This window comes from Streptosporangium sp. NBC_01810 (assembly GCF_035917355.1).
Lineage (GTDB): Bacteria > Actinomycetota > Actinomycetes > Streptosporangiales > Streptosporangiaceae > Streptosporangium.
In genome coordinates this window covers 4,290,949-4,312,495 of record NZ_CP109070.1, presented here as the reverse complement: position 1 = coordinate 4,312,495, position 21,547 = coordinate 4,290,949, and the positions used below count along the sequence as shown (strand labels likewise).

The 21,547-nt window shown below is 70.2% G+C and carries 22 protein-coding genes; 14 read left to right on the top strand and 8 right to left on the bottom strand.

Annotation, left to right across the window (positions count from 1 at the left end; genetic code table 11):
• Positions 1-118: 118 nt before the first annotated feature.
• Complete coding sequence (locus tag OIE13_RS18625) at positions 119-1,615, bottom strand: leucyl aminopeptidase (RefSeq protein ID WP_442811545.1); 1,497 nt, start codon at positions 1,613-1,615, stop codon at positions 119-121.
• Positions 1,616-1,741: 126 nt separating this feature from the next.
• On the opposite strand from OIE13_RS18625, the gene OIE13_RS18620 reads away from it, so the two are divergent.
• The 3 genes from OIE13_RS18620 (at position 1,742) to OIE13_RS18610 (ending at position 4,116) form a co-directional block, all read left to right on the top strand.
• Entirely contained in the window at positions 1,742-2,089 is a 348-nt protein-coding gene (locus tag OIE13_RS18620; RefSeq protein WP_326638061.1) for a GntR family transcriptional regulator, read from the top strand.
• Between the two features lie 65 nt (positions 2,090-2,154).
• Entirely contained in the window at positions 2,155-3,123 is a 969-nt protein-coding gene (locus OIE13_RS18615) for a DUF1648 domain-containing protein (RefSeq protein WP_326828455.1), read from the top strand.
• A gap of 69 nt (positions 3,124-3,192) precedes the next feature.
• Positions 3,193-4,116 carry a CPBP family intramembrane glutamic endopeptidase gene (locus OIE13_RS18610; RefSeq protein ID WP_326638064.1) on the top strand — a complete coding sequence of 308 codons (924 nt, stop codon included), beginning with the start codon at positions 3,193-3,195 and terminating at the stop codon, positions 4,114-4,116.
• Positions 4,117-4,308: 192 nt separating this feature from the next.
• Here the strand turns inward: OIE13_RS18610 and OIE13_RS18605 are convergent, their stop codons facing one another.
• Both OIE13_RS18605 and OIE13_RS18600 read right to left on the bottom strand, forming a co-directional pair.
• Entirely contained in the window at positions 4,309-5,256 is a 948-nt protein-coding gene (locus OIE13_RS18605; RefSeq protein WP_326647022.1) for an adenosylcobinamide-GDP ribazoletransferase, read from the bottom strand.
• A 137-nt stretch (positions 5,257-5,393) separates the two neighbouring features.
• The gene (locus OIE13_RS18600; RefSeq protein ID WP_326638066.1) at positions 5,394-6,437 is read right to left on the bottom strand and encodes a bifunctional adenosylcobinamide kinase/adenosylcobinamide-phosphate guanylyltransferase; all 1,044 of its coding nucleotides are present in this window, start codon (positions 6,435-6,437) and stop codon (positions 5,394-5,396) included.
• A gap of 205 nt (positions 6,438-6,642) precedes the next feature.
• Between OIE13_RS18600 and OIE13_RS18595 the strand changes: the two genes are divergently transcribed.
• Entirely contained in the window at positions 6,643-6,849 is a 207-nt protein-coding gene (locus OIE13_RS18595) for a hypothetical protein (protein ID WP_326638068.1), read from the top strand.
• Between the two features lie 269 nt (positions 6,850-7,118).
• Here OIE13_RS18595 and OIE13_RS18590 read toward each other — a convergent pair whose 3' ends face one another.
• Positions 7,119-8,117: an aldo/keto reductase family protein gene (locus OIE13_RS18590; protein ID WP_326638070.1), complete on the bottom strand. Its 999-nt coding sequence runs from the start codon at positions 8,115-8,117 to the stop codon at positions 7,119-7,121.
• 44 nt (positions 8,118-8,161) lie between these two features.
• Here OIE13_RS18590 and OIE13_RS18585 point away from each other — a divergent pair, with 44 nt between their 5' ends.
• Positions 8,162-9,475, top strand: coding sequence for an SMI1/KNR4 family protein (locus tag OIE13_RS18585; RefSeq protein ID WP_326828454.1), 1,314 nt, complete (start codon positions 8,162-8,164; stop codon positions 9,473-9,475).
• Between the two features lie 277 nt (positions 9,476-9,752).
• Here OIE13_RS18585 and OIE13_RS18580 read toward each other — a convergent pair whose 3' ends face one another.
• A complete protein-coding gene (locus OIE13_RS18580; RefSeq protein WP_326638074.1) occupies positions 9,753-10,361 on the bottom strand; it encodes a DUF3043 domain-containing protein in 609 nt (202 codons plus the stop codon).
• A gap of 147 nt (positions 10,362-10,508) precedes the next feature.
• On the opposite strand from OIE13_RS18580, the gene OIE13_RS18575 reads away from it, so the two are divergent.
• The 7 genes from OIE13_RS18575 (at position 10,509) to OIE13_RS18545 (ending at position 17,595) form a co-directional block, all read left to right on the top strand.
• The gene (locus tag OIE13_RS18575; protein WP_326638077.1) at positions 10,509-11,324 is read left to right on the top strand and encodes a PspA/IM30 family protein; all 816 of its coding nucleotides are present in this window, start codon (positions 10,509-10,511) and stop codon (positions 11,322-11,324) included.
• A complete protein-coding gene (gene pspAA / locus OIE13_RS18570) occupies positions 11,321-11,599 on the top strand; it encodes a PspA-associated protein PspAA (RefSeq protein WP_326638079.1) in 279 nt (92 codons plus the stop codon). The genes OIE13_RS18575 and pspAA overlap by 4 nt, the downstream gene beginning before the upstream one ends.
• Before the next feature lie 9 nt (positions 11,600-11,608).
• Positions 11,609-12,514 (top strand): zinc metalloprotease HtpX, encoded by a 906-nt coding sequence (htpX, locus tag OIE13_RS18565; protein WP_326638081.1) that lies wholly within the window; start codon positions 11,609-11,611, stop codon positions 12,512-12,514.
• A 263-nt stretch (positions 12,515-12,777) separates the two neighbouring features.
• Positions 12,778-13,353 (top strand): PspA-associated protein PspAB, encoded by a 576-nt coding sequence (gene pspAB / locus OIE13_RS18560; protein ID WP_326638083.1) that lies wholly within the window; start codon positions 12,778-12,780, stop codon positions 13,351-13,353.
• A 220-nt stretch (positions 13,354-13,573) separates the two neighbouring features.
• Positions 13,574-16,030 (top strand): protein kinase domain-containing protein, encoded by a 2,457-nt coding sequence (locus OIE13_RS18555; RefSeq protein ID WP_326638084.1) that lies wholly within the window; start codon positions 13,574-13,576, stop codon positions 16,028-16,030.
• Position 16,031: 1 nt separating this feature from the next.
• Complete coding sequence (locus OIE13_RS18550; RefSeq protein ID WP_326638086.1) at positions 16,032-16,784, top strand: maleylpyruvate isomerase family mycothiol-dependent enzyme; 753 nt, start codon at positions 16,032-16,034, stop codon at positions 16,782-16,784.
• Between the two features lie 100 nt (positions 16,785-16,884).
• Positions 16,885-17,595, top strand: coding sequence for an SIMPL domain-containing protein (locus OIE13_RS18545; RefSeq protein ID WP_326638087.1), 711 nt, complete (start codon positions 16,885-16,887; stop codon positions 17,593-17,595).
• 104 nt (positions 17,596-17,699) lie between these two features.
• On the opposite strand, the gene nadA is transcribed toward OIE13_RS18545, so the two are convergent.
• Positions 17,700-18,854, bottom strand: a complete 1,155-nt coding sequence (nadA, locus tag OIE13_RS18540; protein ID WP_326638089.1) for a quinolinate synthase NadA — start codon at positions 18,852-18,854, stop codon at positions 17,700-17,702.
• A 210-nt stretch (positions 18,855-19,064) separates the two neighbouring features.
• On the opposite strand from nadA, the gene OIE13_RS18535 reads away from it, so the two are divergent.
• Positions 19,065-19,418, top strand: coding sequence for a HesB/IscA family protein (locus OIE13_RS18535; RefSeq protein WP_030910261.1), 354 nt, complete (start codon positions 19,065-19,067; stop codon positions 19,416-19,418).
• A 149-nt stretch (positions 19,419-19,567) separates the two neighbouring features.
• Entirely contained in the window at positions 19,568-20,554 is a 987-nt protein-coding gene (locus OIE13_RS18530) for a carbohydrate kinase family protein (RefSeq protein ID WP_326638094.1), read from the top strand.
• A 218-nt stretch (positions 20,555-20,772) separates the two neighbouring features.
• Here OIE13_RS18530 and OIE13_RS18525 read toward each other — a convergent pair whose 3' ends face one another.
• Positions 20,773-21,195 (bottom strand): CBS domain-containing protein, encoded by a 423-nt coding sequence (locus OIE13_RS18525; RefSeq protein WP_326638096.1) that lies wholly within the window; start codon positions 21,193-21,195, stop codon positions 20,773-20,775.
• A 61-nt stretch (positions 21,196-21,256) separates the two neighbouring features.
• The gene (locus OIE13_RS18520) at positions 21,257-21,526 is read right to left on the bottom strand and encodes a sulfurtransferase TusA family protein (protein ID WP_326638099.1); all 270 of its coding nucleotides are present in this window, start codon (positions 21,524-21,526) and stop codon (positions 21,257-21,259) included.
• Positions 21,527-21,547 lie beyond the last annotated feature (21 nt).

Here is a 21,547-nt window from a genome sequence, read left to right as displayed (position 1 = left end):
ACCGCCGCCGGACCCGGCTTGGCGCCCAGTCGGTGCCCGCCCTTGGCCCGGCACCGACAACCGCATCTTTTCATCTGTCTGTGTTACTTGTGACCCGCATGCGCGGCCACGCCGACGACTAGGCGGGCTCGTTCGCATAACGCTCGGCCAGGCCGACGAGCGTCCGGGTGATCGCCCCGGTACCGCCCTTCGGCGTGTAGCCGTGTGGCTCTCCCTTGTTGAACGCGGGACCGGCCATGTCAATGTGTGCCCAACGGACACCGTCCGGCACGAATTCCCGCAGGAAGATCGCCGCCGTCAGCATCCCGCCGAAGCGCTCGGGGTGCAGGTTGGCGATGTCGGCCACGGGAGAGTCGAGCCCCTTGCGGAGCTCGTCGGGCAGCGGCATGGGCCACGCGGCCTCACCCTGCTCGCCCGCCGTCGCGACGATCTCGGCCCGGAGGTCGTCGTCGTTGGCCATGACGCCCGCCGTCCGCCAGCCCAGCGCGACGATCTGCGCGCCGGTGAGCGTGGCGACGTCGACGATCACGTCCGGGTCGTCCTGACCGGCCCGGGCGATGCCGTCGATCAGGACCAGGCGGCCCTCGGCGTCGGTGTCGAGCACCTCGACCGTCTTGCCCGCGAAGCTGGTGAACACGTCGGAGGGGCGCTGCGCGGTACCGCTCGGCATGTTCTCGGCCAGGCAGAGGTAGCCGACCGCGTTGACCTTCAGGCCCAGCTTGGCGATCGCGAGGATCGCGCCGAAGACGGCGCCCGCGCCACCCATGTCGGACTTCATCCAGTCCATCGCGGCCGACGGCTTGAGCGACAGGCCGCCCGAGTCGAAGGTGATGCCCTTGCCGACGTAGGCGAGCTTCTTGTCCGCCTCGGGGTGGCTGTAGGCGAGGCGTACCAGGCGGGGCGGGTTGGCCGATCCCTGGCCCACGGCGACTATGCCGCCGTAGCCGCCCTCCCTGAGCGCCTTCTCGTCCAGGACCTCCACCGACAGGCCGGCCTCGCCGCCCACCTGCTCGGCGATCTCGGCGAAGCGCGCGGGCCACAGGTCCGAAGGCGGGGTGTTGACCAGGTCGCGGACGAGTGAGACCGACTCGGCCAGCGTGCCGGCGCGCCCGACCGCCGCTTCGGCGCCCTCGGCGTCGGTCAGCACGGCCAGCTCGGCCACCGGGGTGCTCGGCTCCTGGGCGGTCCGGTACCTGGTGAAGGAGTACGCGCCGAGCAGGCCGCCCAGGGCGACGGCGCCGGCGTGCTCGGCGTTCGCGGTGGGCAGGGCCAGCGCCACACGCTCGGTGCCCGCCAGGGCGCGGACCGCGGTGCCTGCGGCGCGGCGCAGGGCCTCGGCGTCGTAGCCGCCCTCGGGGACGTCGCCCAGGCCGACGACGACCAGCAGGGGCGCGGTCAGCGCGCCGAAAGTGGGGATCTTGGAGATCTCGCCCGGCTTCCCCTTGGCGCCCACGCTGTCGAGCGTGGCGGCGAGCCTGCCGCCGAGAGCCTGGTCGAGGCCGTCGGCCCCGGGAGCGGGGAGCAGGCCGTCCGGTCCGGTATGGACGCCGACGACCAGTGCGTCGGTGTCGAACGAGACAGCGTTGTCAGTTGGGGTCAGCCGCACAGTGGTCACACAAGCCGATGCTAGTCGGGCTTGCATAGTACTCGTAAACGAGGGTTCGTCCTATGAATCGCGTCACCCGATGGTGCTATCGGGAGTGGCACCATCGAGGGGGTTGGTGCTAATGTCGCTAGCATCATGTTGCTCACCCTGGATATGAACGATCCTCGGCCACTGCACGAGCAGGTTGCCGAGGCGATCAGACGCGCTGTCGCCGAGGGTTCCTACGCTCAGGGAGACCGGCTCCCGCCGGCTCGCGATCTGGCCGTCGCGCTGGGCATCAACGCCAACACGGTGCTGCGCGCCCTGCGGGACCTGCGCGACGAGGGGGTGCTGGAGTTCCGCCGCGGCCGCGGCGTGAGCGTGCTCAGCCGCCCCAACCCGCGCAGCGTCATCGAGGAGAAGTTGCGCTCCCTGCTCGCCGAGGCGGTCCAGTACGGCTACCGCCATGACGACGTCATCGAGCTCATCAGAGAACTGTCCTGACCGGGTCTGAGACCCGCTCCTTCGAAGGGGTGATCGCCGTGGGCCTGCAAGCCCGATTCCTTTCCGTGACAGCCGGCTGGGCCGCGCTGGTGGCAGCCGCCCTGATCGCCGTACCACTGGCGCTGCGAGACCGGCTGCCCGACCCGATCGCCACACACTGGGGTCCGTCCGGTGCCCCCGACGGCTCGATGCCGTTCACCGTCTCGCTGCTGTTCCAGGCCGGTCTGTGGACGCTGATCGCGGGCGCCTCCTGCGCGTCCGCACTCGTCAACGCCGGGATGCTCAGGCGCAGGGCGAGTCGCATGGCGCTCGGTGCCCTGCTGGGCGGGGGCGGCATGTTCTTCCTGGGGCTGCAGGCGATCACGCTGTCGGCCAACCTCGACGCTCCAGGCTGGTGGCAGGCCGGTCACCTGGGGTGGGGGGCGCTGCTCGTGCCCGCCCTCCTGGTGCTGGGCGGCTGGCTCGGCGCCCTGCTGGGCCGTCCGGGGCCCGATGACCTCCCCGAGCGGGGAGCGATCTCCACGCGAAAGGTCCCGCTTCGTCCGGGCCAGCGCGCGGTATGGGTCTCCTCGGCGCGCAATAACCTGCTTGTCACGCTCGGCGGTTCCGTTCTGGCCGCAGGGGTGGGGCTCACGGTGCTTGCGCTGCTCGGTGGTGACGGCACACTGTGGATCCCCGCAGCGATCATGCTCCTGGTGGGCCTGGTGGGTGTGACCTTCAGTTCGGTGCGGGTGCAGGTCACCGAGGAGGGTGTCGTCCTCTTCTACGGACCACTCCGCCTGCCCCGCAAGCACATTCCGATCACGCAAGTGGAGCGGGCCTGGTCGGAGGAGCTGTTCCCATCCAATGTTGGAGGCTGGGGCATTCGAGGCCTGCCGGGTGCCGTGACGGTCATGCTCAGAGGCGGGGAGTGCCTTGTGGTGGGCTACGTCTCCGGCGGTCGCTTCGCCGTCTCGATCGATGACGCCGAGAATGGCGCCGCCTTGCTGAACACCCTCGTGGCCAGGGTTTCCACCGGTCCCGGCGCCCGCTGATCTCCACCTTCGCGGGCCTTTCCATCCCCAAAGACATCCCTCGAAGACCAAGCGTTCGAAGGTGATCTCATGCTCCGCAGATCCACTGACCTGTGGTTGTTTCTGCTCGTCGCGTTCGGCCTGTCCTGGTTGTTCGCCCTTCCCCTCTGGTTGATGGGCGAGTCGGCCGGTGTATTGGCGTTCACGGTGATCGGGGTGGCGATGATGTTCACCCCGGCACTCGGAGTCCTCGCTGTCCGGCTGCGCGGCAGACGGCTCGGGGAGCCCGCCACCGCCTGGCGTGAGTGGGCTGAGCGGACCGGCCTGTGGATGGGGGAGCGTCGCGGGCGCACGCTCGCGCTCGTCGCGCTGGCCTGGTTCGGGATTCCCCTACTGGTGATCGCCGCGATCGCGCTCAGCGCCGCCCTCGGCCTGCTCTCCGTCGACCTGCGGGGGCTCAGCCTGTTCCGCGAGACCCTGGCGGCGGCCTCTCTTGGCCGGCCGCTTCCGATGGAGCCCGGAGTCCTGGTGGCCGTGCAGGTCGCGACGGCCTTCCTGATCGCTCCGCTGATCAACTCGATCGCGGCATTCGGCGAGGAATGGGGGTGGCGGGGCTGGCTGCTGCCCCGCCTGATGCCGCTCGGCACCTGGCGGGCGCTCCTGGTGTCCGGGCTGATCTGGGGAGCCTGGCACTTCCCGCTCACCCTGCGTGGATACAACTACCCCGAGCTGGGCGCGTGGGCGGCGCCGATGTTCGTCGTCTTCTGCGTGGTCTTCGGTGCCCTGCTCGGCTGGTTCCGCCTCTACTCCGGGAGTGTCTGGCCCGCGGTCGTCGGGCACGGATCCCTGAACGCCTCCGGCGGCCTGACCCTGCTCGTCGGTGACGCGGCCGACCCGCCTAATCTGGCTGTCGTGGGGATCACCGGGCTGGTCGGCTCGGTGCTGCTGGCCGCGATCTCCGCGCTGGTGATCAAACGCTGGCCGATCGAGCCGCAGCTTCAGGCCACCGCCTGAGAGTCTGCGGAGAGGAAGATCCCCGGGCTTATCGCCGATGAGCCTCATCTGCCCGATTCGCGAAGTTCGGCTGCTCTGGTGAGGTCCGCAGGTTCAGCCTGGCCAGCGAATCTTCCGGATCTTCCGGATCTTCCGGAGCCGACGGAGCCGACGGAGCCGACGGAGCCGGCATGGCCGGGCGAGGCTGGGGGGTCAGCTCACGAGCACCGTGCTCACCAGCAGTGCCGTGACGGTGGCGATCTCGACCAGGGCTCCCAGCACGTCCCCTGTGATGCCGCCGAGCCGGCGCACCGCTCTGCGCCGCACCACCCAGGCCGCCAGCAGTCCGAGTAGCACGGCAGCCGGGAGCCCCCAGGAAGCGGAGAGGTTCCCCAGCCAGGGGACGAGGTCGCTGAGGCCGGCCACCGCGGTCCCGCCGGACGCTGAGATCGAGCCGATCTCCGAGATGAGCCGGTAGTTGTCCTCGTACGCGTCGAGGAACGGAAAGGAGGGCGACCAGACGTCGAGGACATCGGCGTCACGCAGGAAGGCCGGCGCCGCCGATCCCGCGAGCACCAGCGCGGTCATGCCCACCGCGACGCTCCGTCGCACGGTGCCCGCGACCATCGCGCCGAGCCCGTCGGGGCGGGCCGGGGGGATTCCCACCCGGCAGGACCAGGTGAGGGTCAGCCGCCCGGCCGCGCAGGCCGTGACCAGGACGACCGGCCCCATCCCCGCGCGGGCGAGCTCCGACAGGGCCGCCACCTGGAGCAGCAAGGTGCAGACCAGGGTCACCACCCCGAACGGGCCGATGTCGGACCGCTTCATGATCTCCAGTGCCCGTTCGGCGGGCTTTCCGCTGCCCAGCCCGTCGGCGAGGTCGGCCAGCCCATCCAGGTGCAGCCCCCGGGTGAGCAGTGCGAGGGCCGCCACGGCCAGCACCGACGCCGGAAGCGGCGTCATGCCCAGCCACAGCGCCACCGCCAGCACCAGCCCCGCGACGGCCCCGAGCGCCGCCCCCACCAGCGGGGCGATCGCCATCGCGACGCCCCCCGCGCGGCGGTCGACCACCCCGGGACGGACCGGGAACACACTCAGCGTGCCGATTGCGAGACGCACCCCGTCGGTGAACGTCGACGGCCTGTCGGAGGGCGGGGGCATGGGCACGACCGCAGATCATAGCTCGCGCCCCCCGCCTGCGGATTTCTCGGTACGCGCCCGGAGCCGGGGAGGCCCGGCAGGGCAGGGTGACCTCCTCCGACTCCGGCGGCGGGCAGCGGTTCAGCAGCCGGGGAGGCTCAGCAGGGCAGGAGCAGGAGGCGGCCGGCGACGACGAGGGCGACGTCCTCGGATTCCGCGGCGAGGCGCTGGTTCAGGCGGCCGAGGACGTCACGGAACATCCGGCCGCTGGCGGTGGCGGGCACCACGCCGAGGCCGACCTCGTCGGAGACCGCCACTACCCGGGCCCGGGTCTGCCGCCAGGCCGCCACCAGGTCGTCGCACCGGGCCGTGACCGCGTCCAGGCCGTTCCCGCCCGACCACGCCTCGCACTCGTCGAAGACGGAGGCGACCCAGGTGCCGAGCCCGTCGATCAGCAGCGGGGTCCCGGCGGACCGCAGCAGCCCGGCCAGGTCCGTGGTCTCGGCGGTCTCCCAGTGGGCGGGCCTGCGGTCACGGTGTGCCCGGACCCGGCGCAGCCACTCGGGGTCGCCGTCGCCGGACGGCCCGGTCGCGACATAGAGGACCTCGGGTTCGGACACCAGCCGCAGTTCGGCCTCCGCGGACTTGCCCGACCGGGTCCCGCCGAGCAGCAGGGTCCTTCGGGGTGGGGGAGCCGGAACCGGCGGGGGCTCGCCGATGTCGATGACCGTGCCATCCGGTACGGCGCGCACTCCCCACACAGCCGCCCGCCGGGACAGCTCCGCCTCCGTCGGTACCCGGTGGTCGACGTCGACGGCCACCACATGCGTCCGCTCGCCGACCAGCCCCCGCCGCCGCAGGTCCCCCAGCCGTTCCGGCCGGTCAAGCACATCCAGCAGCACCAGGTCCAGCGCCTCTCCCACGCAGGCGGGGTCTGGCTCCCCATCCGGGAGAGAGACGGGCGGGCAGGCGGCGGCGTAGAGGACGCGCCGGCCGCCGGGGGTGGTGACGGTGAGGCCGTCCGGGCCGGGTGAGGCGCGGTAGCCGGGCGGGAGCGGGCCGGTGGGCGGCAGCCGTACGGAGTCGCCGAGCACCACGGATGTGGGGCGGCGGCCGGAGGGGGCGCGGGAGCAGGAGGCGCACCCGCAGCCCGGGGACGGCCAGCCGGCCGCACCAGCCGTACCGGAGATCAGGACCTTCACGCCCGGTCTCCCATCGGGTTGAGGGGTTGAGAGCCTCCGCCTGCCGGCGGAAGCGGGTGACCTCCGCAGCGTACGGGGTCGGGAACAGCCGGGCGGCGGGGCGCGAGACCATGATCCTGCCTCCACGCTCGGGGGCACCCTGGAGAGGTAGGGTTCGCTGAGCCGCCGAACGGCACTGGCAGGATCCGTGAGAAGGAGCTATGGCATGACGTGGCGCTGGCGTTATGAAAACGCGAATGGCGGCGAGGTAGTCGAGGGGGTCGCGCCGCCGGAAACGTTCCCGAGCCAGGCCGATGCCGAGTCGTGGCTCGGTGAGAACTGGCGTGAGCTGCTGGAGGCAGGGGTTGAGAAGGTCACCCTGTTCGAAGGCGAGAAGATCGAGTACGAGGGAATGTCCCTGCGCCCGGAGTGAGCGCGAAACCCGCCGGAGGCGGCCCCCCGACCGGCCGGGTCACATGGTGAGCCGCACATCCCGCCTGGTGGAAGAGCCGGGCGCGAGCTGACGGTCACTGAGGAACGGCGAGCGGCTCACCGACCCCTCGCCCCCTCGGTGAGAGGGGGCGAGGGGTCTCCCCGTCCCGCGGTGACCGGAGACCTTCGCCGGGCCGGTGGTCACTGACCGTTCAGGTCAGCCGGCGAAGCCCACCGGATGAATCCGGCGAGCCTTTGCGGTCACAGCACTCAGGGACGCTGCCTGGGGCTGACGGTCTTGGCGGGGTCGCGCTCGACGACCGGGCCGAGGACGTCGTCGATCCTCTTGAGCACCTCGGCGTCCAGTTTCACCCCGGAGGCCCTGACGTTGTCGCGGACCTGCTCGGGCCTGCTGGCGCCGACGATGGCCGAGGACACGTTCGGGTTCTGCAGTACCCAGGCCACCGCGAGCTGGGCCATGCTCAGCCCGAGATCGGCGGCGATCGGCTTCAGCTGCTGGACGCGGGTGAGCACGTCGTCGTTGAGCATCCGGGAGATGAAGTCGCCCCCGGTGGGGTCGGTGGCCCGGGAACCGGCGGGGGGCGGCTGCCCCGGCAGGTATTTGCCGGTGAGCACGCCCTGGGCGATGGGAGAGAAGACGATCTGGCCGACGCCCTCCTTCTCGCTCAGCGGCACGACCTCGGCCTCGATGACCCGCCACAGCATGGAGTACTGGGGCTGGTTGGAGACCAGGCGGTCGAAGCCCATCTTGTCAGCGATCTTCAGTGCCCGGCTGATCTGCTCGGCGGTCCACTCGCTGACGCCGACGTAGAGGACCTTGCCCTGGCGTACGAGGTCGTCAAAGGTCTTGAGGGTCTCCTCAAGCGGCGTCTCGTAGTCGAAGCGGTGTGCCTGGTAAAGATCGACGTAGTCGGTCTGCAGACGGCGCAGCGAGCCGTGCAGGGACTCGGTGATGTGCTTGCGCGACAGGCCGCGGTCGTTGGGGCCCTGGCCGGTCGGCCAGTAGACCTTGGTGAAGATCTCCAAAGACCCGCGGCGGACGCCCGCGAGGGCGCGGCCGAGAACCTCCTCCGCTCTGGTGCCCGCGTACACGTCGGCGGTGTCGAAGGTGGTGATCCCCTCATCGAGCGCCGCCCGCACGCACTGATTGGCGGCGTCCTCCTCTACCTGGGAACCGTGGGTGATCCAGTTGCCGTAGCTGATCTCACTGACCATGAGACCGCTCCGGCCAAGGTGGCGGAATTCCATGGTCTGACATTAGTAGGTGCCCGATTCGGGATACTCTGCCGGGCGTGTTGCGGTTGATCACTTCTCGGAGAGTGCGGCTGGCGCTCGCCGCCGGGGTGCTGGCGGCGGTCGTCGTGGTGGTCGTCCGCCTGTGGCGGAGACCGGAGGCCGGCCCCCGGGGCTACTCCCCGATCAAGAAGGCGTCGATCGGCTCACCGGCGGAGAAAACGGCCTCCGGGGCCGGGCGCGTGCCGCGGTGGCCTCCCGCGCCGCTCCTCGGTGTCCCCACGGAGGAGGACCTCAGGCGGTACGCCGTGGGTCCCCCCTCCGCCTTCCGGTCCGCCGTCGAGCGGACGTTCGCGCGCAGGTCGCCGCACGAGCCGCTGGACGGGGCCACCCGGGGCCGCCTGGCCCGCTGGGGTGTCGTCGGGATCGGGCTGTTCCTGCTCGCCTTCGGCACGCAGGTCCTGGAGAACGCGGTCTTCTCGGAGGGGACGCGGGCCGTCGAGGAAATCGCCCTCCGGAGCCCTCCGGATGCGAAGGACGGGTGCGAGCCGGGGCAGGCGCTGGAACCGGGGATCCGCTACCCGGCGGAAGAGGGGCCGGTGAGCCGGTACACCGGCTCGTGCCGGGTTGTCGTGGTCGTTCCGGACTCCGCCGCGGCCGCCCCCGCCCCGCCGGACGAGTCCGTCGTGGCCGACCTCGCCCCGCCGCCGGACGGTTCCGCCGCGGCGGTTCCCGACGCGGCCTGCCGGCCGCAGGTGGGGGTCCCGAGGGTGCGGGCGATCGACCCCAGGGTGACCGGGGCGGTGAACCGCCAGTGGCGCCGCATCGAGAGGTGGCTCGCGGCCAACGCCCCAGAGAGCCTTCGCACGCTGGGCAGGCCCGCCAGGGCCCGCACGATCGCCGTCGCCGAGGCGCAGATGGGCCTGCGCTTCCCCGACGACCTGCGTGCCTCCCTGCTACGGCACGACGGGGCCCGCCTCGTGGACGACACCTGGCCGTTCGGCTTCATCGGTAACCGGAACCAGGGGGTTCGCGGGATCCGTGACACCTGGCGGCGGCTCTGCGGGACGGACGGGGAGGACATCGGCGTCGAGGTCGGCATCGACTCGCGGGCGGAATGGTGGGACGGGCGGATGATCCCGTTCGGCGCCAACGGAAGCGGTGACCACCTGGTGATCGACTCCGTGGCGCGCGACGTCGGGCGGACCGATCACGAGGGTCGGATGAGCTTCACGCCCGGCGGCATCCGGATCCGCTCGTACTACGGCCTGCTGAAGGCGACGGCGAACGCCCTGGAGACCGGCGGGTCCGTGGGCCACTGGAAACCCAAGGTGACCGGTGGCGAGCTGGACTGGGACGTCGTGCAGTCGTGATCGCCGCCGGACGGGCCGTCGCGGACCCCGGCTTCCGGGGAAGCCTCCAGAAAGGCCCCGGAGGCGGATCGATGTCCCTCCCGCCCGCGAGAGCAACACGCGGGGACTCCCAGGAAAGCCCCACGGACCCGCTTCGCGGCCATTGCGAAGAACATGAAGAACGAAGGACATGAAGAACGAAGGACATGAAGAACGAAGGACATGAAAAACCCCGCCCCTTCGAGAAAGGGGCGGGGTTCGAAAGCCGATGGGCCGTGCTGCTCCCGGGTGCCGCGAACTACTTCTTCGGCGGGACCGGCTTGCCGCCTGGCAGGACGGTGGGCGGGGGGAAGCGCAGCTTGCGGATCTGCAGCGCGCGCATGGCGGCGTAGAAGCCGACACCCTTGAGGCTCTCGCCGGGGAACTTCTCGGCGGCGAGCTTCTTCACCTTCCAGGACACCCAGATCGAGGTGAGCAGCACGCCGACCATCATGATCGGCCAGCCGATCGTGATCACGGCGACGTAGACGTAGCCGCGGACCTCAGTCGGGAAGGGGATCCAGGTGAGCAGCAGGATCAGCAGGGAGAACGGCAGGAAGTACTGGCTGACGACGCGGCGGGAGTCGACCCAGTCGCGCGCGAACTTCCTGACGGGCCCCTTGTCGCGGACGGGAAGGTAACGCTCGTCGCCGCGGAGCATCCCCTCGCGCGCCTTGACGCGGTCGTTCGCCTGGCGCTCGCGGAGTTGCCGGTAGGCCTCTTTGCGGTTGCTGGGGGCGTTCACCGGCTGCCGGCGACGGCCTTCGGCGTCCCGTCGCTTGGGTGTGGGACGCCCCTTGCCCGCAGGCTTAGGATCGTTAGCGGAGGCGGGGGAGTCGTCCGCGGTGGTCTGGGTACGTCGGAACACAACGTCAGCCTACCGGGACTGCAACTTAGTGACGCCCCCGCGCGTTATGCGTAGGGTGAACCCTATGGTGGCTCCGGTGCTTTTCGGGGGGCTGGAATCACTTGGGGTGACCCGAAGCGCACTTGAAGAAGGGGACGGCCGACGCGCATGAGCGTGATGAAGAGACTTTCGCTGATCTTCAGGTCCAAGGCGAACAACGCGTTGGACAAGATGGAGGATCCTCGCGAGACCCTGGACTACTCATATCAGCGCCAGCTGGAGTTGTTGCAGAAGGTGCGCCGGGGTGTGGCGGACGTCGCCACCTCGCGTAAACGCGTGGAGCTTCAGATCAACCAGATCGAGGCGCAGTCGCGCAAGCTTGAGGAGCAGGGCCGTAAGGCGCTCGGGGTCGGTCGCGAGGACCTGGCCCGCGAGGCGCTGACCCGCCGCGGCAGCCTGCAGACCCAGATCGCCGACCTCCGCGTGCAGCACGACAACCTTCAGGCCGAGGAGGAGAAGCTCACCACGGCCTCCCACCGGCTGCAGGCCAAGGTCGACTCCTTCCGTACCAGGAAGGAGACGATCAAGGCGACCTACACCGCGGCCGAGGCGCAGACGCGGATCAACGAGGCCTTCTCCGGCATCTCCGAGGAGATGGGCGACGTCGGTCTGGCGATCCAGCGCGCCGAGGACAAGACGGCCTCCATGCAGGCCCGCGCGGGTGCCATCGACGAACTGCTGGCCAGCGGCGCACTCGACGACTTCAGCGGGCAGCGTGGCGACGACATCCAGGCCGAGCTCGACCGTATGGGCGGCGGCCACGATGTGGAGCTGGAGATCGCCCGGATGAAGGCCGAACTCGGCCAGGGCGCCGGGCCCCAGGGGGCGATCACGCCCGGTCCGGCCCAGCAGCAGCCCGAGCCTCAGCAGCAACCACAGTCCAACCAGACGCAGCAGCTGCGCCAGCCAGGGGAGGGCCTGTGATCGTCCGCATCATGGGGGAGGGGCAGATCGACATCGCCCCCGCCGACCTTGACGTGCTCAACGCCCTGGACGCCGAACTGGAGGCCGCCATCGAGGCGGGCGAGGAGGAGGCATTCCGTACGCGGTTGCACGCCCTGCTCGACAAGGTCCGCCATGTCGGCAAGGCGCTGCCCGACGACAGCCTGGAGTCCTCGGAGCTGATTTTGCCTCCGGCCGACGCTTCCATGGAAGAAGTTCGGGAGATGCTCGGCAATGAGGGGCTGATTCCCGGATAGCCTGGTCATATGGTACAAACCCGGTTCGCCCCGGACCGGGGCCTGACCAGGCGCATGGTGATCACCATGTTCCTGCTGGGATTGCTCTACGTCGTCTTCGTGGCCGTGCTGATCGCGTTGGGCGTCCGTGCGGTCGCGGTGTTGCTGATCGCCGGCGTCATGCTCCTCGTGCAGTACTTCATGTCCGACCGCATCGCGCTGTTCGCGATGCACGGACGTGTCGTCTCCCCGCAGGAGGCGCCGGAGTTGCACGGCATGATCGACCGGTTGTGCGCTCTGGCCGACATGCCCAAGCCGCGGGTGGCGATCGCCGATTCGGACGTCCCGAATGCGTTCGCCACCGGCCGTAACCAGAAGAACTCCGTGGTCTGCGTGACCACGGGGTTGCTGCGCAGGCTCGACACCGGTGAGCTGGAGGGCGTGCTGGCCCACGAGATGTCCCACGTGGCCCACCGCGATGTCGCGGTCATGACGATCGCGTCCTTCCTCGGCATAGTCGCCGGGCTCATGACCAGGGTCGCGCTCTACAGCGGCCTGGGCGGGCGCGGGCGCGACGACAGGGGCGGACTGCCGATCGGCCTGATCATCATGCTCGTCTCGGTCCTGGTGTACGCGGTCAGTTTCCTGCTCACCCGGGCTCTGTCGCGCTATCGGGAGCTGGCCGCCGACCGCGCGGGAGCGCTGCTCACCCAGCGCCCGTCGGCTCTGGCCAGCGCCCTTGTCAAGATCAGCGGTGAGATGGCCCGCATCCCGACGAGGGACCTGCGTGAGGCCGAGCCGTTCAACGCCTTCTTCTTCGTACCGGCACTGTCCGGCAAGGCGAGCCTGAGCGCGCTGCTGGCGACCCACCCGCCGCTGGAGCGGCGCCTTGACCAGCTCGGCAGGATCTCCGCCCAGCTCGGGCAGGGGGGCTGACAGCAAGGCTCCGCGACGGGTGGCTCGTATCCGAGCGGAAGCAGGATCTCCGCCCAGCTCGGGCAGGGGGGCTGACAGCAAGGCTCCGCGACGGGTGGCTCGTATCCGAGCGGAAGCAGGATCTCCGCCCAGCTCGGGCAGGGGGGCTGACAGGGCGTATCGGTGGGAGGCGCCGCCTGCGGTGGACTACGGCGAGCGGACTACGGTGAGCGGTGAAGTGCCGTTCCGTGGAAGCCGTGAAGCCGTGAAGGGGAAGTGACCGGATGCGCTGGTGGGATGCTCTGCTGGGCCGCGGCAAACCGGCCAAGGCCGACCTGGACGCGCTGTTCGCGCTGCCCTCGGCCGCGGTGACCCTGCAGGCGGCCACCGATCTGGTGCCGACCGGGCTGGGAGCGGTCTGCTTCCGCTCGGCCGAGGGCGGGGCGTTCGCCGCGCTTGAGCGCGACGTCACCCAGCTGCTGGACGCCGGAGGCGGCCCCCCGGTGAAGGTCTCGAAGGACTCCTACGGCTACACGTGGCTGCTGGTGCGCCGCGCGCCTGACCTGCTCGGTGATCTGGTCACCGACCTGCACGCGGTCAACTCCTCCCTTGAGGCGGCGGGTTTCGGCCCCTCGCTGCTCTGCTCGCTGGTCTCCTTCGCGGCCCCCGACGGCCGCGGGCTCGCCATGGTCTACCTCTACAAGCAGGGCACCTTCTACCCGTTCGCCCCGCTGCCCGGGCAGGAGGGGCGCAGGGACAACGCGCTGGAGCTGCAGGTGCGCGGTGCGATCGGCGGTGAGCTGGAGATCGAGCCGGATCTCGGCCGCTGGTTCCCCCTCTGGGGCGCGCCCGGCCTCTGAGCGGTCCCGCCGCCGGGCGGCCTGGCCCGGTCCTTCTCACCCGAGATCGTCCGGCCTGCGAGCCGGCTCTCGCGCACGCTCTTCCGACCCTTCCGCGGATCCCGCAAGGTCGTCTGGACCGCGCTTTGGAGGTCCGCCCGGCTTGCGGTTTGATGTACGTCCTGTGACCCTTTGCCCCCACAATGGGACCGGAAGTTCATCACGGAAGAAGGGTGTGACCATGGCGGACCTCGCGTCCTTGCGGCCCGGGGATCCCGAGCATGTGCGGGAGTACCGGCTCACCGCCCGGCTCGGCGAGGGAGGCCAGGGAACGGTCTACCTGGGGGTCTCCCCGACGGGAGTCCGTGTCGCGGTCAAGTTGCTCCGCGCCGACCTCACGCAGGACGAGGAGGCGATGGAACGTTTCGTCCGTGAGGTCAGCACGACCCAGCGGGTCGCGCCCTTCTGCACCGCCGCGGTGATCGACACCGGGGTCGACCAGCATCGCCCGTACATCGTCAGCGAGTACATCGACGGCCCGACGCTCGACGCGGTCGTGGCCACCGAGGGCCCCCGAGAGGGTGCGGCCCTGCACCGCCTGGCGATCGGCACGGTCACCGCGCTCGTCGCGATCCACCAGGCGGGAATCGTCCACCGTGATTTCAAGCCCTCCAACGTGCTGCTGGCCCCCGACGGCCCCCGAGTGATCGACTTCGGTATCGCCAAGGCGCTCGACCGCACCTCCACGCTGACCGCGATGGCGATCGGCACCCCCTCCTACATGACCCCCGAGCAACTGGCGGGGGAGAACGCGGGCTCGCCCGCCGACATGTTCGCCTGGGGTTGCACGATGGTCTTCGCGGCCACCGGGCAGCCGCCGTTCGGTACGGACAGCCTGCCGGCGATCTTCAACCGGATCATGAACCTGGAACCCGACCTGGGGGCGATCGCCGATCCGGCGCTGCGCGACCTGGTCGGGCAGTGTCTGTCCAAGGACGCCGGACAGCGGCCCGCGGCGGGCGAGGCGCTGCTGCGGCTGCTCGGCCATGCGGGCGGGCCGACCGGCGCCGCGCTGCCCACCGCGCCCCGCGGCATCCTCGCCGAGGGCTCGGCCGCTGCGGCGCAGCGGACCGGCCCCGGCCCCGGCGGCTACCCGGCCGGGAGCGAACCCGGCCCCACCGCCTACGTGCAGCGGCATCCGGGAGGCGACGACCGCGTCCAGCAGGGCTACCCCCGCCACCCCGAGCCGCAGCCGTATCCCCAGCACGGAGGTCCCGGCGGGGGCTACCCGGCGCAGGGCCCGCAGGGAGGCCCGGTGGGCTACCCCCAGCACTCCGAACCACGTGGCCACACGCAGCCGTCCGCGTCTCACGGCTACACGCAGCCGTCCGAGCCCCACGGTTACGCCCAGCCGTCCGCGTCTCACGGCTACGCTCAGGCCGGTCCCCATTCCCAACAAGGACAGGGATACCCGCAGCAGGGATTTCAGGGGCCCCCGGGGCCCCCGTCCTACGGCGGTCCCGCGACCTATCCCTCCCATGACGGCGCCCCGTACCGGAACCCCGGATCACCGGCGTATCCGGGACAGCAGCCTGTCTCCGCCCGGAGCGGGCGCGGGGTGTGGTTCGCGGTCGTCGGCGGCCTGCTGGCCACCGCCCTCGTGGCCGGGGGCGTCGTGCTGGCGGTGCGCAGCGGCACCACCGAGACGCCGGGCGACCCTCAGCCGGGTATCACCCAGGCCGGCGGCACAAAAAGTTCTCCCACTCCCGCCGTGACCCCGTCCCCCAACGCTCCCACGGTGCCGCAGGCGACCAGCAGGATCAAGCTGCCCGGCAGTTCGATCACGCTCCACGAGAGTCCCCAGGACCCGATCAAGCTGAGTTCCTACAGCCTCGACTGGGAGAAGACCCTCTACGTCAGGAAGTCCGGCACCGATCGGTTCGCCAAGAACGGCAAGTACTTCCATTACACGCTCAACGCCGCGGGTACCCAGGCGCTGGGCACCGACCGGATATACGACGCGCAGAGCTACTCGATCGTGTCGGTCATCGACCAGCGTTCCGGCGCGGCGACCAGGATCAGGATCACCAAGGCGCCGGTCTACCCGACGCTGCCGCAGTGGTCGCCGGACGGCAGACGCGGCCTGGTGACGCTTTACGAGGCCGTGGACGACACCAGCAAGGAGTACGGCTTCGCGATCATCGACGTCGCCACGAAGAAGGCCAGGATCGTCCGTGTGAAGGAGAAGGACGCGGGCAAGTGGAGCTACTTCTGGCGGGGCGACGGCCGCGCCGTCGGCACCTGGGCGCTCACCGGCAAGACCCAGCGCATCCGCTTCTACGACCTGCAGGGCACCGTGCTGCAGACCCTGCTGGACGTGGGAACCCCGATCACCGTCGAGGGTGACGACATCTCCCCGTCGGGATCGTCGCTGCTCACGTACTGTAAGGGGACCGAGAAGGAGATCTGCGTCTGGTCCACCGGCTCCGACGCCCCGGCGAAGGTCCGGATCCCATTCGAGACCGAGCGGCTCATCGGCTGGTACGACGACGAGCACATCGCGGGCTGGCGGCGCAAGGGGTCGGGCTACGAGGCCGTGGTGTTCGACTTCGCGGGGCGGCCGCAGCGGGTGCTGGCCACCACCACCGATGCCAAGGAGTACGAGAAGCAGTTCATGCGCTTCACGCGAGAGGGCTGACATGAGGGAATGGACCCACGCCGAGCACGCCTCGGCGGTCGCCGCGGAGGCTGCCCGGATGGTCGACGTCCTGGGGGAGCGGGACATGTCCGCTCCCGTGCCGACCTGTCCTGGCTGGGATCTGGCCGGGCTTGTCACCCACATCGGTGGCGTGCACCGGTGGGTGGCCGCCATGGTCCGCGACCTGGCCGAGCGGCGCTACAGTCGCCGCGAGACGGACACGGGCCTGCCGGCTGACGCGAGCGGCTCCCCCGCCTGGCTCGCCGAGGGGGCCACCCTGCTGTCCGAGGCGCTGCTGTCGCGCGACCCGCGGGCGCCGATGTGGTCCTGGGGCGCCGAGCAGCGGGTGGGGTTCTGGTCGAGGCGCATGCTCCACGAGACCCTGGTGCACCGGATGGACGCCGAGCTCGCACTGGGCGTCCCGGTCACGGTCGACGAGGAGACGGCGGCCGACGGGGTCGAGGAGTTCCTCGACGTCCTGCCGTACGCGCGGTGGAACCCGGGCGTGGCCGAGTTGAGGGGCGGAGGCGAGACGATCTCCCTGCAGGCCGACACCGGGGCCGGATGGGTGATCACTCTTGACCCCGACCGCTTCCATCACCGGCGGTCTCTGCGGCCGGGGAGCGTGACCGTACGTACCGCCACGTCGGCCGACCTGCTCCAGGTCGTGTGGGGGCGGCGCAGTGCCGACGACTACGCCGTCGAGGGCGACGAGGGGCTGTTGGGCTGGTGGCGGGAGCTCGCCAGGGTCTGACCGGCGGAAGTTGAATACCCGCCCCGGGATTCGGCCAAGAAACAGCAGATCCCCGGGAGGGCTCGCCGCCGGGGCCGCCGCCCCGTGGTGCCATGCCCCTATGATCAAGATGTCTCAGGTGGTGGCCTCGACCGCGCTCGTCTCCATGAGCCTGTTCGGCGGTGCCGCGCTCGCGGACTCCGCGTCCTCCACGGTGGCGGTGGAGGGAGACCGGCCGCAGATCACGATCGTGGGTGAGGGACGCCTGTCCGTCACTCCCGACGTCATGAAGCTGGACGCCGGTGTCGAGGTGATTCGCCCCACCGCGGGAGAGGCGTTCACCGCCGCCCGCGCCGCCGCCGCCGCGCTGACGAAGGCGCTGCTCGCGGCCGGGATCGCGGCCAAGGACCTGCGGACCAACGAGCTGTCCCTGGGCCCCCAGTACAAGGACTACCCCACGATCTCCGGTTACCGGGCCGCGCAGGGCGTCGAGGCGGTGGTGCGTGACATCGACGCCGCGGACGACGTGGTCGACGCGGCGGTCGCGGCCGGCGAGGCGGTCCGGCTGGACAGCATCTCCTTCGAGGTCTCCGACAACCGCGCGCCGCTCAGGCTGGCGCGCGAGGCCGCCTTCAGGGACGCCAGGACCCGCGCCGCGCAGTACGCCAGGCTCGCGGGGCGCAGGCTCGGCCGCGCGCTGGAGATCAGCGAGGAGAACGTCACTCCGCCGCGGCCGTTCTTCGCCGCCGGTGCGATGGCGGACAAGGCGTCGATCAGCCCCGGACGCCAGGACATGTCGGTCAGTGTCAGGGTGGTCTACGAGCTGGATTAGGCCCCGCTCAGGCGGTGCTCCCCCGATCCCGGGTACGCGACAGGTTCCCGGCACGCGACGGGCCCCGGCGGGTCACCACCCACCGGGGCCCGTCCACCCCGCGGTCAGGGCAGCGCCAGCATCCGGTCCAGAGCGACCCCGGCCCAGTGGGCGGTGTCGTCGTCCACGGTGATCTGGTTGACGACCTGGCCGGCGGCGAGCGACTCCAGCGCCCACACCAGGTGCGGCAGGTCGATCCGGTTCATCGTCGAGCAGTAGCAGACGGTCCGGTCCAGGAACGTCACGTCCTTGTCGGGGAACATGGCGCCGAGCCGCTTGACCAGGTTCAGCTCGGTGCCCACCGCCCAGGAGGACCCGGCGGGAGCCTCCTCGATCTTCTTGATGATGTACTCGGTCGAACCGACATGATCGGCCTTGGTGACGACCTCGTGCCTGCACTCGGGGTGGACCAGCACGTTGACGCCGGGGATGCGCGCGCGGACGTCGTCCACGCACTCGGCGCTGAAGCGGCCGTGCACCGAGCAGTGCCCCTTCCACAGGATCATCTTGGCGCCCGCGAGCTGCTCCGCGGTCAGGCCTCCGTTCGGCCGGTGCGGGTTGTAGACGACGCACTCGCCTGGCGACAGGCCCATTTCCAGCACCGCGGTGTTGCGGCCCAGATGCTGGTCGGGAAGGAAGAGCACCTTCTCCCCGCGTGAGAAGGCCCACTCCAGGGCGCGCCTGGCGTTGGAGGAGGTGCAGACGGCGCCGCCGTTGCGCCCGCAGAAGGCCTTGATGTCGGCGCTGGAGTTCATGTAGGTGACGGGGACGGTGATGTCGGCGATCCCGGCGTCCTCCAGCGCCTCCCAGCACTCCTCGACCTGGTCGAAGGTGGCCATGTCGGCCATCGAGCATCCGGCGGCGAGGTCTGGCAGCACCACCTTCTGGGAGTCGGAGGTGAGGATGTCGGCGGACTCGGCCATGAAGTGCACGCCGCAGAAGACGATGTACTCGGCGTCAGGCCGGGCCGCGGCCTCCTTGGCGAGCTTGAACGAGTCGCCGGTCACGTCGGCGAACTGGATGACCTCGTCGCGCTGGTAGTGGTGGCCCAGTACGAAGACCCTGTCACCGAGCGCCGCCTTCGCCTTCCTGGCGCGTTCCACCAGCGCCGGGTCGGACGCGGACGGCAGTTCGCCCGGGCAGTCGACACCGCGCTCGCTGTGCGGGTCGACGCCCCTGCCCAGGACGAAGAGCGGAAGCCCGGTCTCGGTGGTCGTCATGGCCACACCCCCTTATCGTCGAAGTGACGACTAATGATGACACACGTCATTGGGGCTTTATTCCAGGGGAGGGAGTTTTGTCCAAAGGAGGAGGCGTGTGTTGTCTCAGGAATGTGTACCGGGGGACGGGTGTTGGTAGCGTCTGAGAAGGACGTCAGAAACAGACAGCCGTTCCCGGGGAGCGGCTGACGCAGACGCGGGAGTCACCACATGTCGGTTGAGAGCAGCGAGACCACGGCGCAGGGCCTGATCCTCAGTTCCGCGGCCGCCGCGAAGGTCAAGAGCCTGCTGGAGCAGCAGGGCGAGGAAGGCCTCCAGCTGCGCGTGGCCGTGCAGCCCGGCGGCTGTTCCGGCCTGCGTTACCAGCTCTTCTTCGACGACCGTTCGATGGACGGTGACGTCGTCTCCGACTTCGACGGCGTGAGCGTGGTCACCGACCGGATGAGCGCGCCCTACCTCGTGGGTGCCACGGTCGACTTCGTCGACACGATCGAGAAGCAGGGCTTCACGATCGACAACCCGAACGCCACGGGTTCGTGCGCCTGCGGAGACTCGTTCAACTAGGGACTCGCTCGACCGGGCAAGACCGGGAAGGCCCCGCGTGGTGACATCCGTCACCGCGCGGGGCCTTCGCGCGCCCGCAAGGTCGCGTATTCTTGCGTGGCTCAATCGCCCACGTTCCCAGAGATGCTGACAACGAGGAGAAGAACCCCGTGCGCATCGCCGTCACCGGCTCAATCGCGACAGATCACCTGATGACCTTCCCGGGCCGCTTCGGCGACCAGCTCATCGCCGATCAGCTCCATCGGATTTCCCTGTCGTTTCTCGTGGACGACCTGCAGATCCGCCGTGGCGGCTGCGCGGCCAACATCGCCTTCGGCATGGGCTGTCTGGGTCTTCGCCCCGTCCTGGTCGGCGCGGTCGGTGCGGACTTCGCCGACTACCGCTCCTGGCTGGAGCGCCACGGAGTCGACTGCGACTCCGTCCACATCTCCGAGATGCACCACACCGCCCGTTTCCTGTGCACGACCGACGACGACCACAACCAGATCGCGTCGTTCTACACCGGCGCGATGGCCGAGGCCCGTCTCATCGAGCTCGGCCCGATCAGCCAGCGGCTCGGTGGCCTGGACCTGGTGCTGATCAGCCCCAACGACCCCGAGGCGATGCTCAGGCACACCACCGAGGCGCGTCAGCGCGCGATCCCGTTCGCCGCCGACCCCTCCCAGCAACTCGCGCGCATGCCCGGCGAGGAGATCCGCGAGCTGGTCGACGGTGCCGCCTACCTGTTCGGCAACGACTACGAGAAGGGCATGATCGAGCAGAAGACCGGCTGGACCGACGAGGAGATCCTCGACCGGGTCGGCGTCCGCGTCACCACGCTCGGCCCCAAGGGCGTCGTCATCGACCGCAAGGGCGAGCCGCCGCTGCACATCCCCCCGGCGCCCGAGCTCGGCAAGGCGGACCCCACAGGCGTGGGGGACGCCTTCAGGGCCGGTTTCCTGGCGGCCCTGGCCTGGGGCATGTCCCTGGAGCGCTGCGGCCAGGTCGGCAACCTCACCGCCACCCACGTGCTGGAGCGCGTCGGCGGTCAGGAGTACGAACTCGGCCAGAAGGTCTTCCTGGAGCGCTTCGCCGACGCCTACGGCGCCGACGCGGCGGCCGAGGTGGTCGGCTTCGTGAAGTGCCACCACGCCTGAATCACCGCGTCTGATATCACCGCGTCTGAATCACCGCGTCTGATCCGGCACGCCTGATCCGGCGCCTGGACACCGGCCGGACGGCACCGGGCCCGCTGGGCTCCGCCGGGATCACCGGTGGCCTGAACCACCGCTGGGCCGGCGGGTGAGCCACGCCCGGCTGAGGCCGCCCGACATCGGGAGACCTCAGCCGGGCGGGATTGCCGGTATGGCAGGTGTCAGACGCCCGCGTAGACGCGGTGCACGAACTCGGCGAGCTTGTCGTCGGGCAGATGCCTGGCCAGGTCGGCCTCGCTGATCATGCCGACGATGCGGCCGTCCTCGATCACCGGCAGCCGCCGTATCTGGTTCTGCTCCATCTTGGCCAGCGTCTCGTCGACGCTGGCGTCCGACGACACCCAGACCAGGCCGGTCGCCAGCTCACCGGCGGTGACCTTGGACGGGTCCATGCCGTGGGCCACGCACTTGACCACGATGTCGCGGTCGGTGATGATCCCCTTCAGCCGGTCGTCGCTGCCGCAGATGGGCAGTGCGCCCACATTCATGTCGCGCATCATCTGTGCGGCCCGGTCGAGCGTCTCGTGCGCCTCCACGCACCGGACTCCGGTATTCATCAGACTCCTGGCGGTCTCACCGCTCATGCTGTCCCCCCGAACCGTTTGGTGGATTTTCGGGGAGGGTCATACCCAGTTTCAGGACAAGTCAGTAGTTGCGGCGCACGTGGATGGACCAGCCGCGCTCGGGGAGCTCGTAGCTGGCCACGTGGCGGTGCGACTTCAGCCGGCACCAGGCCGGGATGTCGGTGAAGGCGGCGGGGTCGTCGGCGAGGACCGCGACGATCGCGTTGAGCGGCACGTGGTTGATCTGCTCGGCCAGCATGATGATGGGAATCGGGCACTTCTTGCCCAGCGCGTCGATGGTCAGTGCCGGGCTCTGGGCCGATCCCGCCGGGGTGGCCTGACTGGACGTCATGGAGTCTTCACTTCCCAAATA

Coding starts and splice junctions, on each gene's coding strand:
- nadA (WP_326638089.1), bottom strand. CDS start 18,854: ATGACGACCACCGAGACCGGGCTTCCGCTCTTCGTCCTGGGCAGGGGC.
- htpX (WP_326638081.1), top strand. CDS start 11,609: ATGGTACAAACCCGGTTCGCCCCGGACCGGGGCCTGACCAGGCGCATG.
- pspAB (WP_326638083.1), top strand. CDS start 12,778: ATGCGCTGGTGGGATGCTCTGCTGGGCCGCGGCAAACCGGCCAAGGCC.
- OIE13_RS18525 (WP_326638096.1), bottom strand. CDS start 21,195: ATGAGCGGTGAGACCGCCAGGAGTCTGATGAATACCGGAGTCCGGTGC.
- OIE13_RS18610 (WP_326638064.1), top strand. CDS start 3,193: ATGCTCCGCAGATCCACTGACCTGTGGTTGTTTCTGCTCGTCGCGTTC.
- OIE13_RS18590 (WP_326638070.1), bottom strand. CDS start 8,117: ATGGAATTCCGCCACCTTGGCCGGAGCGGTCTCATGGTCAGTGAGATC.
- OIE13_RS18605 (WP_326647022.1), bottom strand. CDS start 5,256: ATGCCCCCGCCCTCCGACAGGCCGTCGACGTTCACCGACGGGGTGCGT.
- OIE13_RS18595 (WP_326638068.1), top strand. CDS start 6,643: ATGACGTGGCGCTGGCGTTATGAAAACGCGAATGGCGGCGAGGTAGTC.
- OIE13_RS18545 (WP_326638087.1), top strand. CDS start 16,885: ATGATCAAGATGTCTCAGGTGGTGGCCTCGACCGCGCTCGTCTCCATG.
- OIE13_RS18555 (WP_326638084.1), top strand. CDS start 13,574: ATGGCGGACCTCGCGTCCTTGCGGCCCGGGGATCCCGAGCATGTGCGG.
- OIE13_RS18550 (WP_326638086.1), top strand. CDS start 16,032: ATGAGGGAATGGACCCACGCCGAGCACGCCTCGGCGGTCGCCGCGGAG.
- OIE13_RS18535 (WP_030910261.1), top strand. CDS start 19,065: ATGTCGGTTGAGAGCAGCGAGACCACGGCGCAGGGCCTGATCCTCAGT.
- OIE13_RS18575 (WP_326638077.1), top strand. CDS start 10,509: ATGAGCGTGATGAAGAGACTTTCGCTGATCTTCAGGTCCAAGGCGAAC.
- OIE13_RS18620 (WP_326638061.1), top strand. CDS start 1,742: ATGTTGCTCACCCTGGATATGAACGATCCTCGGCCACTGCACGAGCAG.
- OIE13_RS18520 (WP_326638099.1), bottom strand. CDS start 21,526: ATGACGTCCAGTCAGGCCACCCCGGCGGGATCGGCCCAGAGCCCGGCA.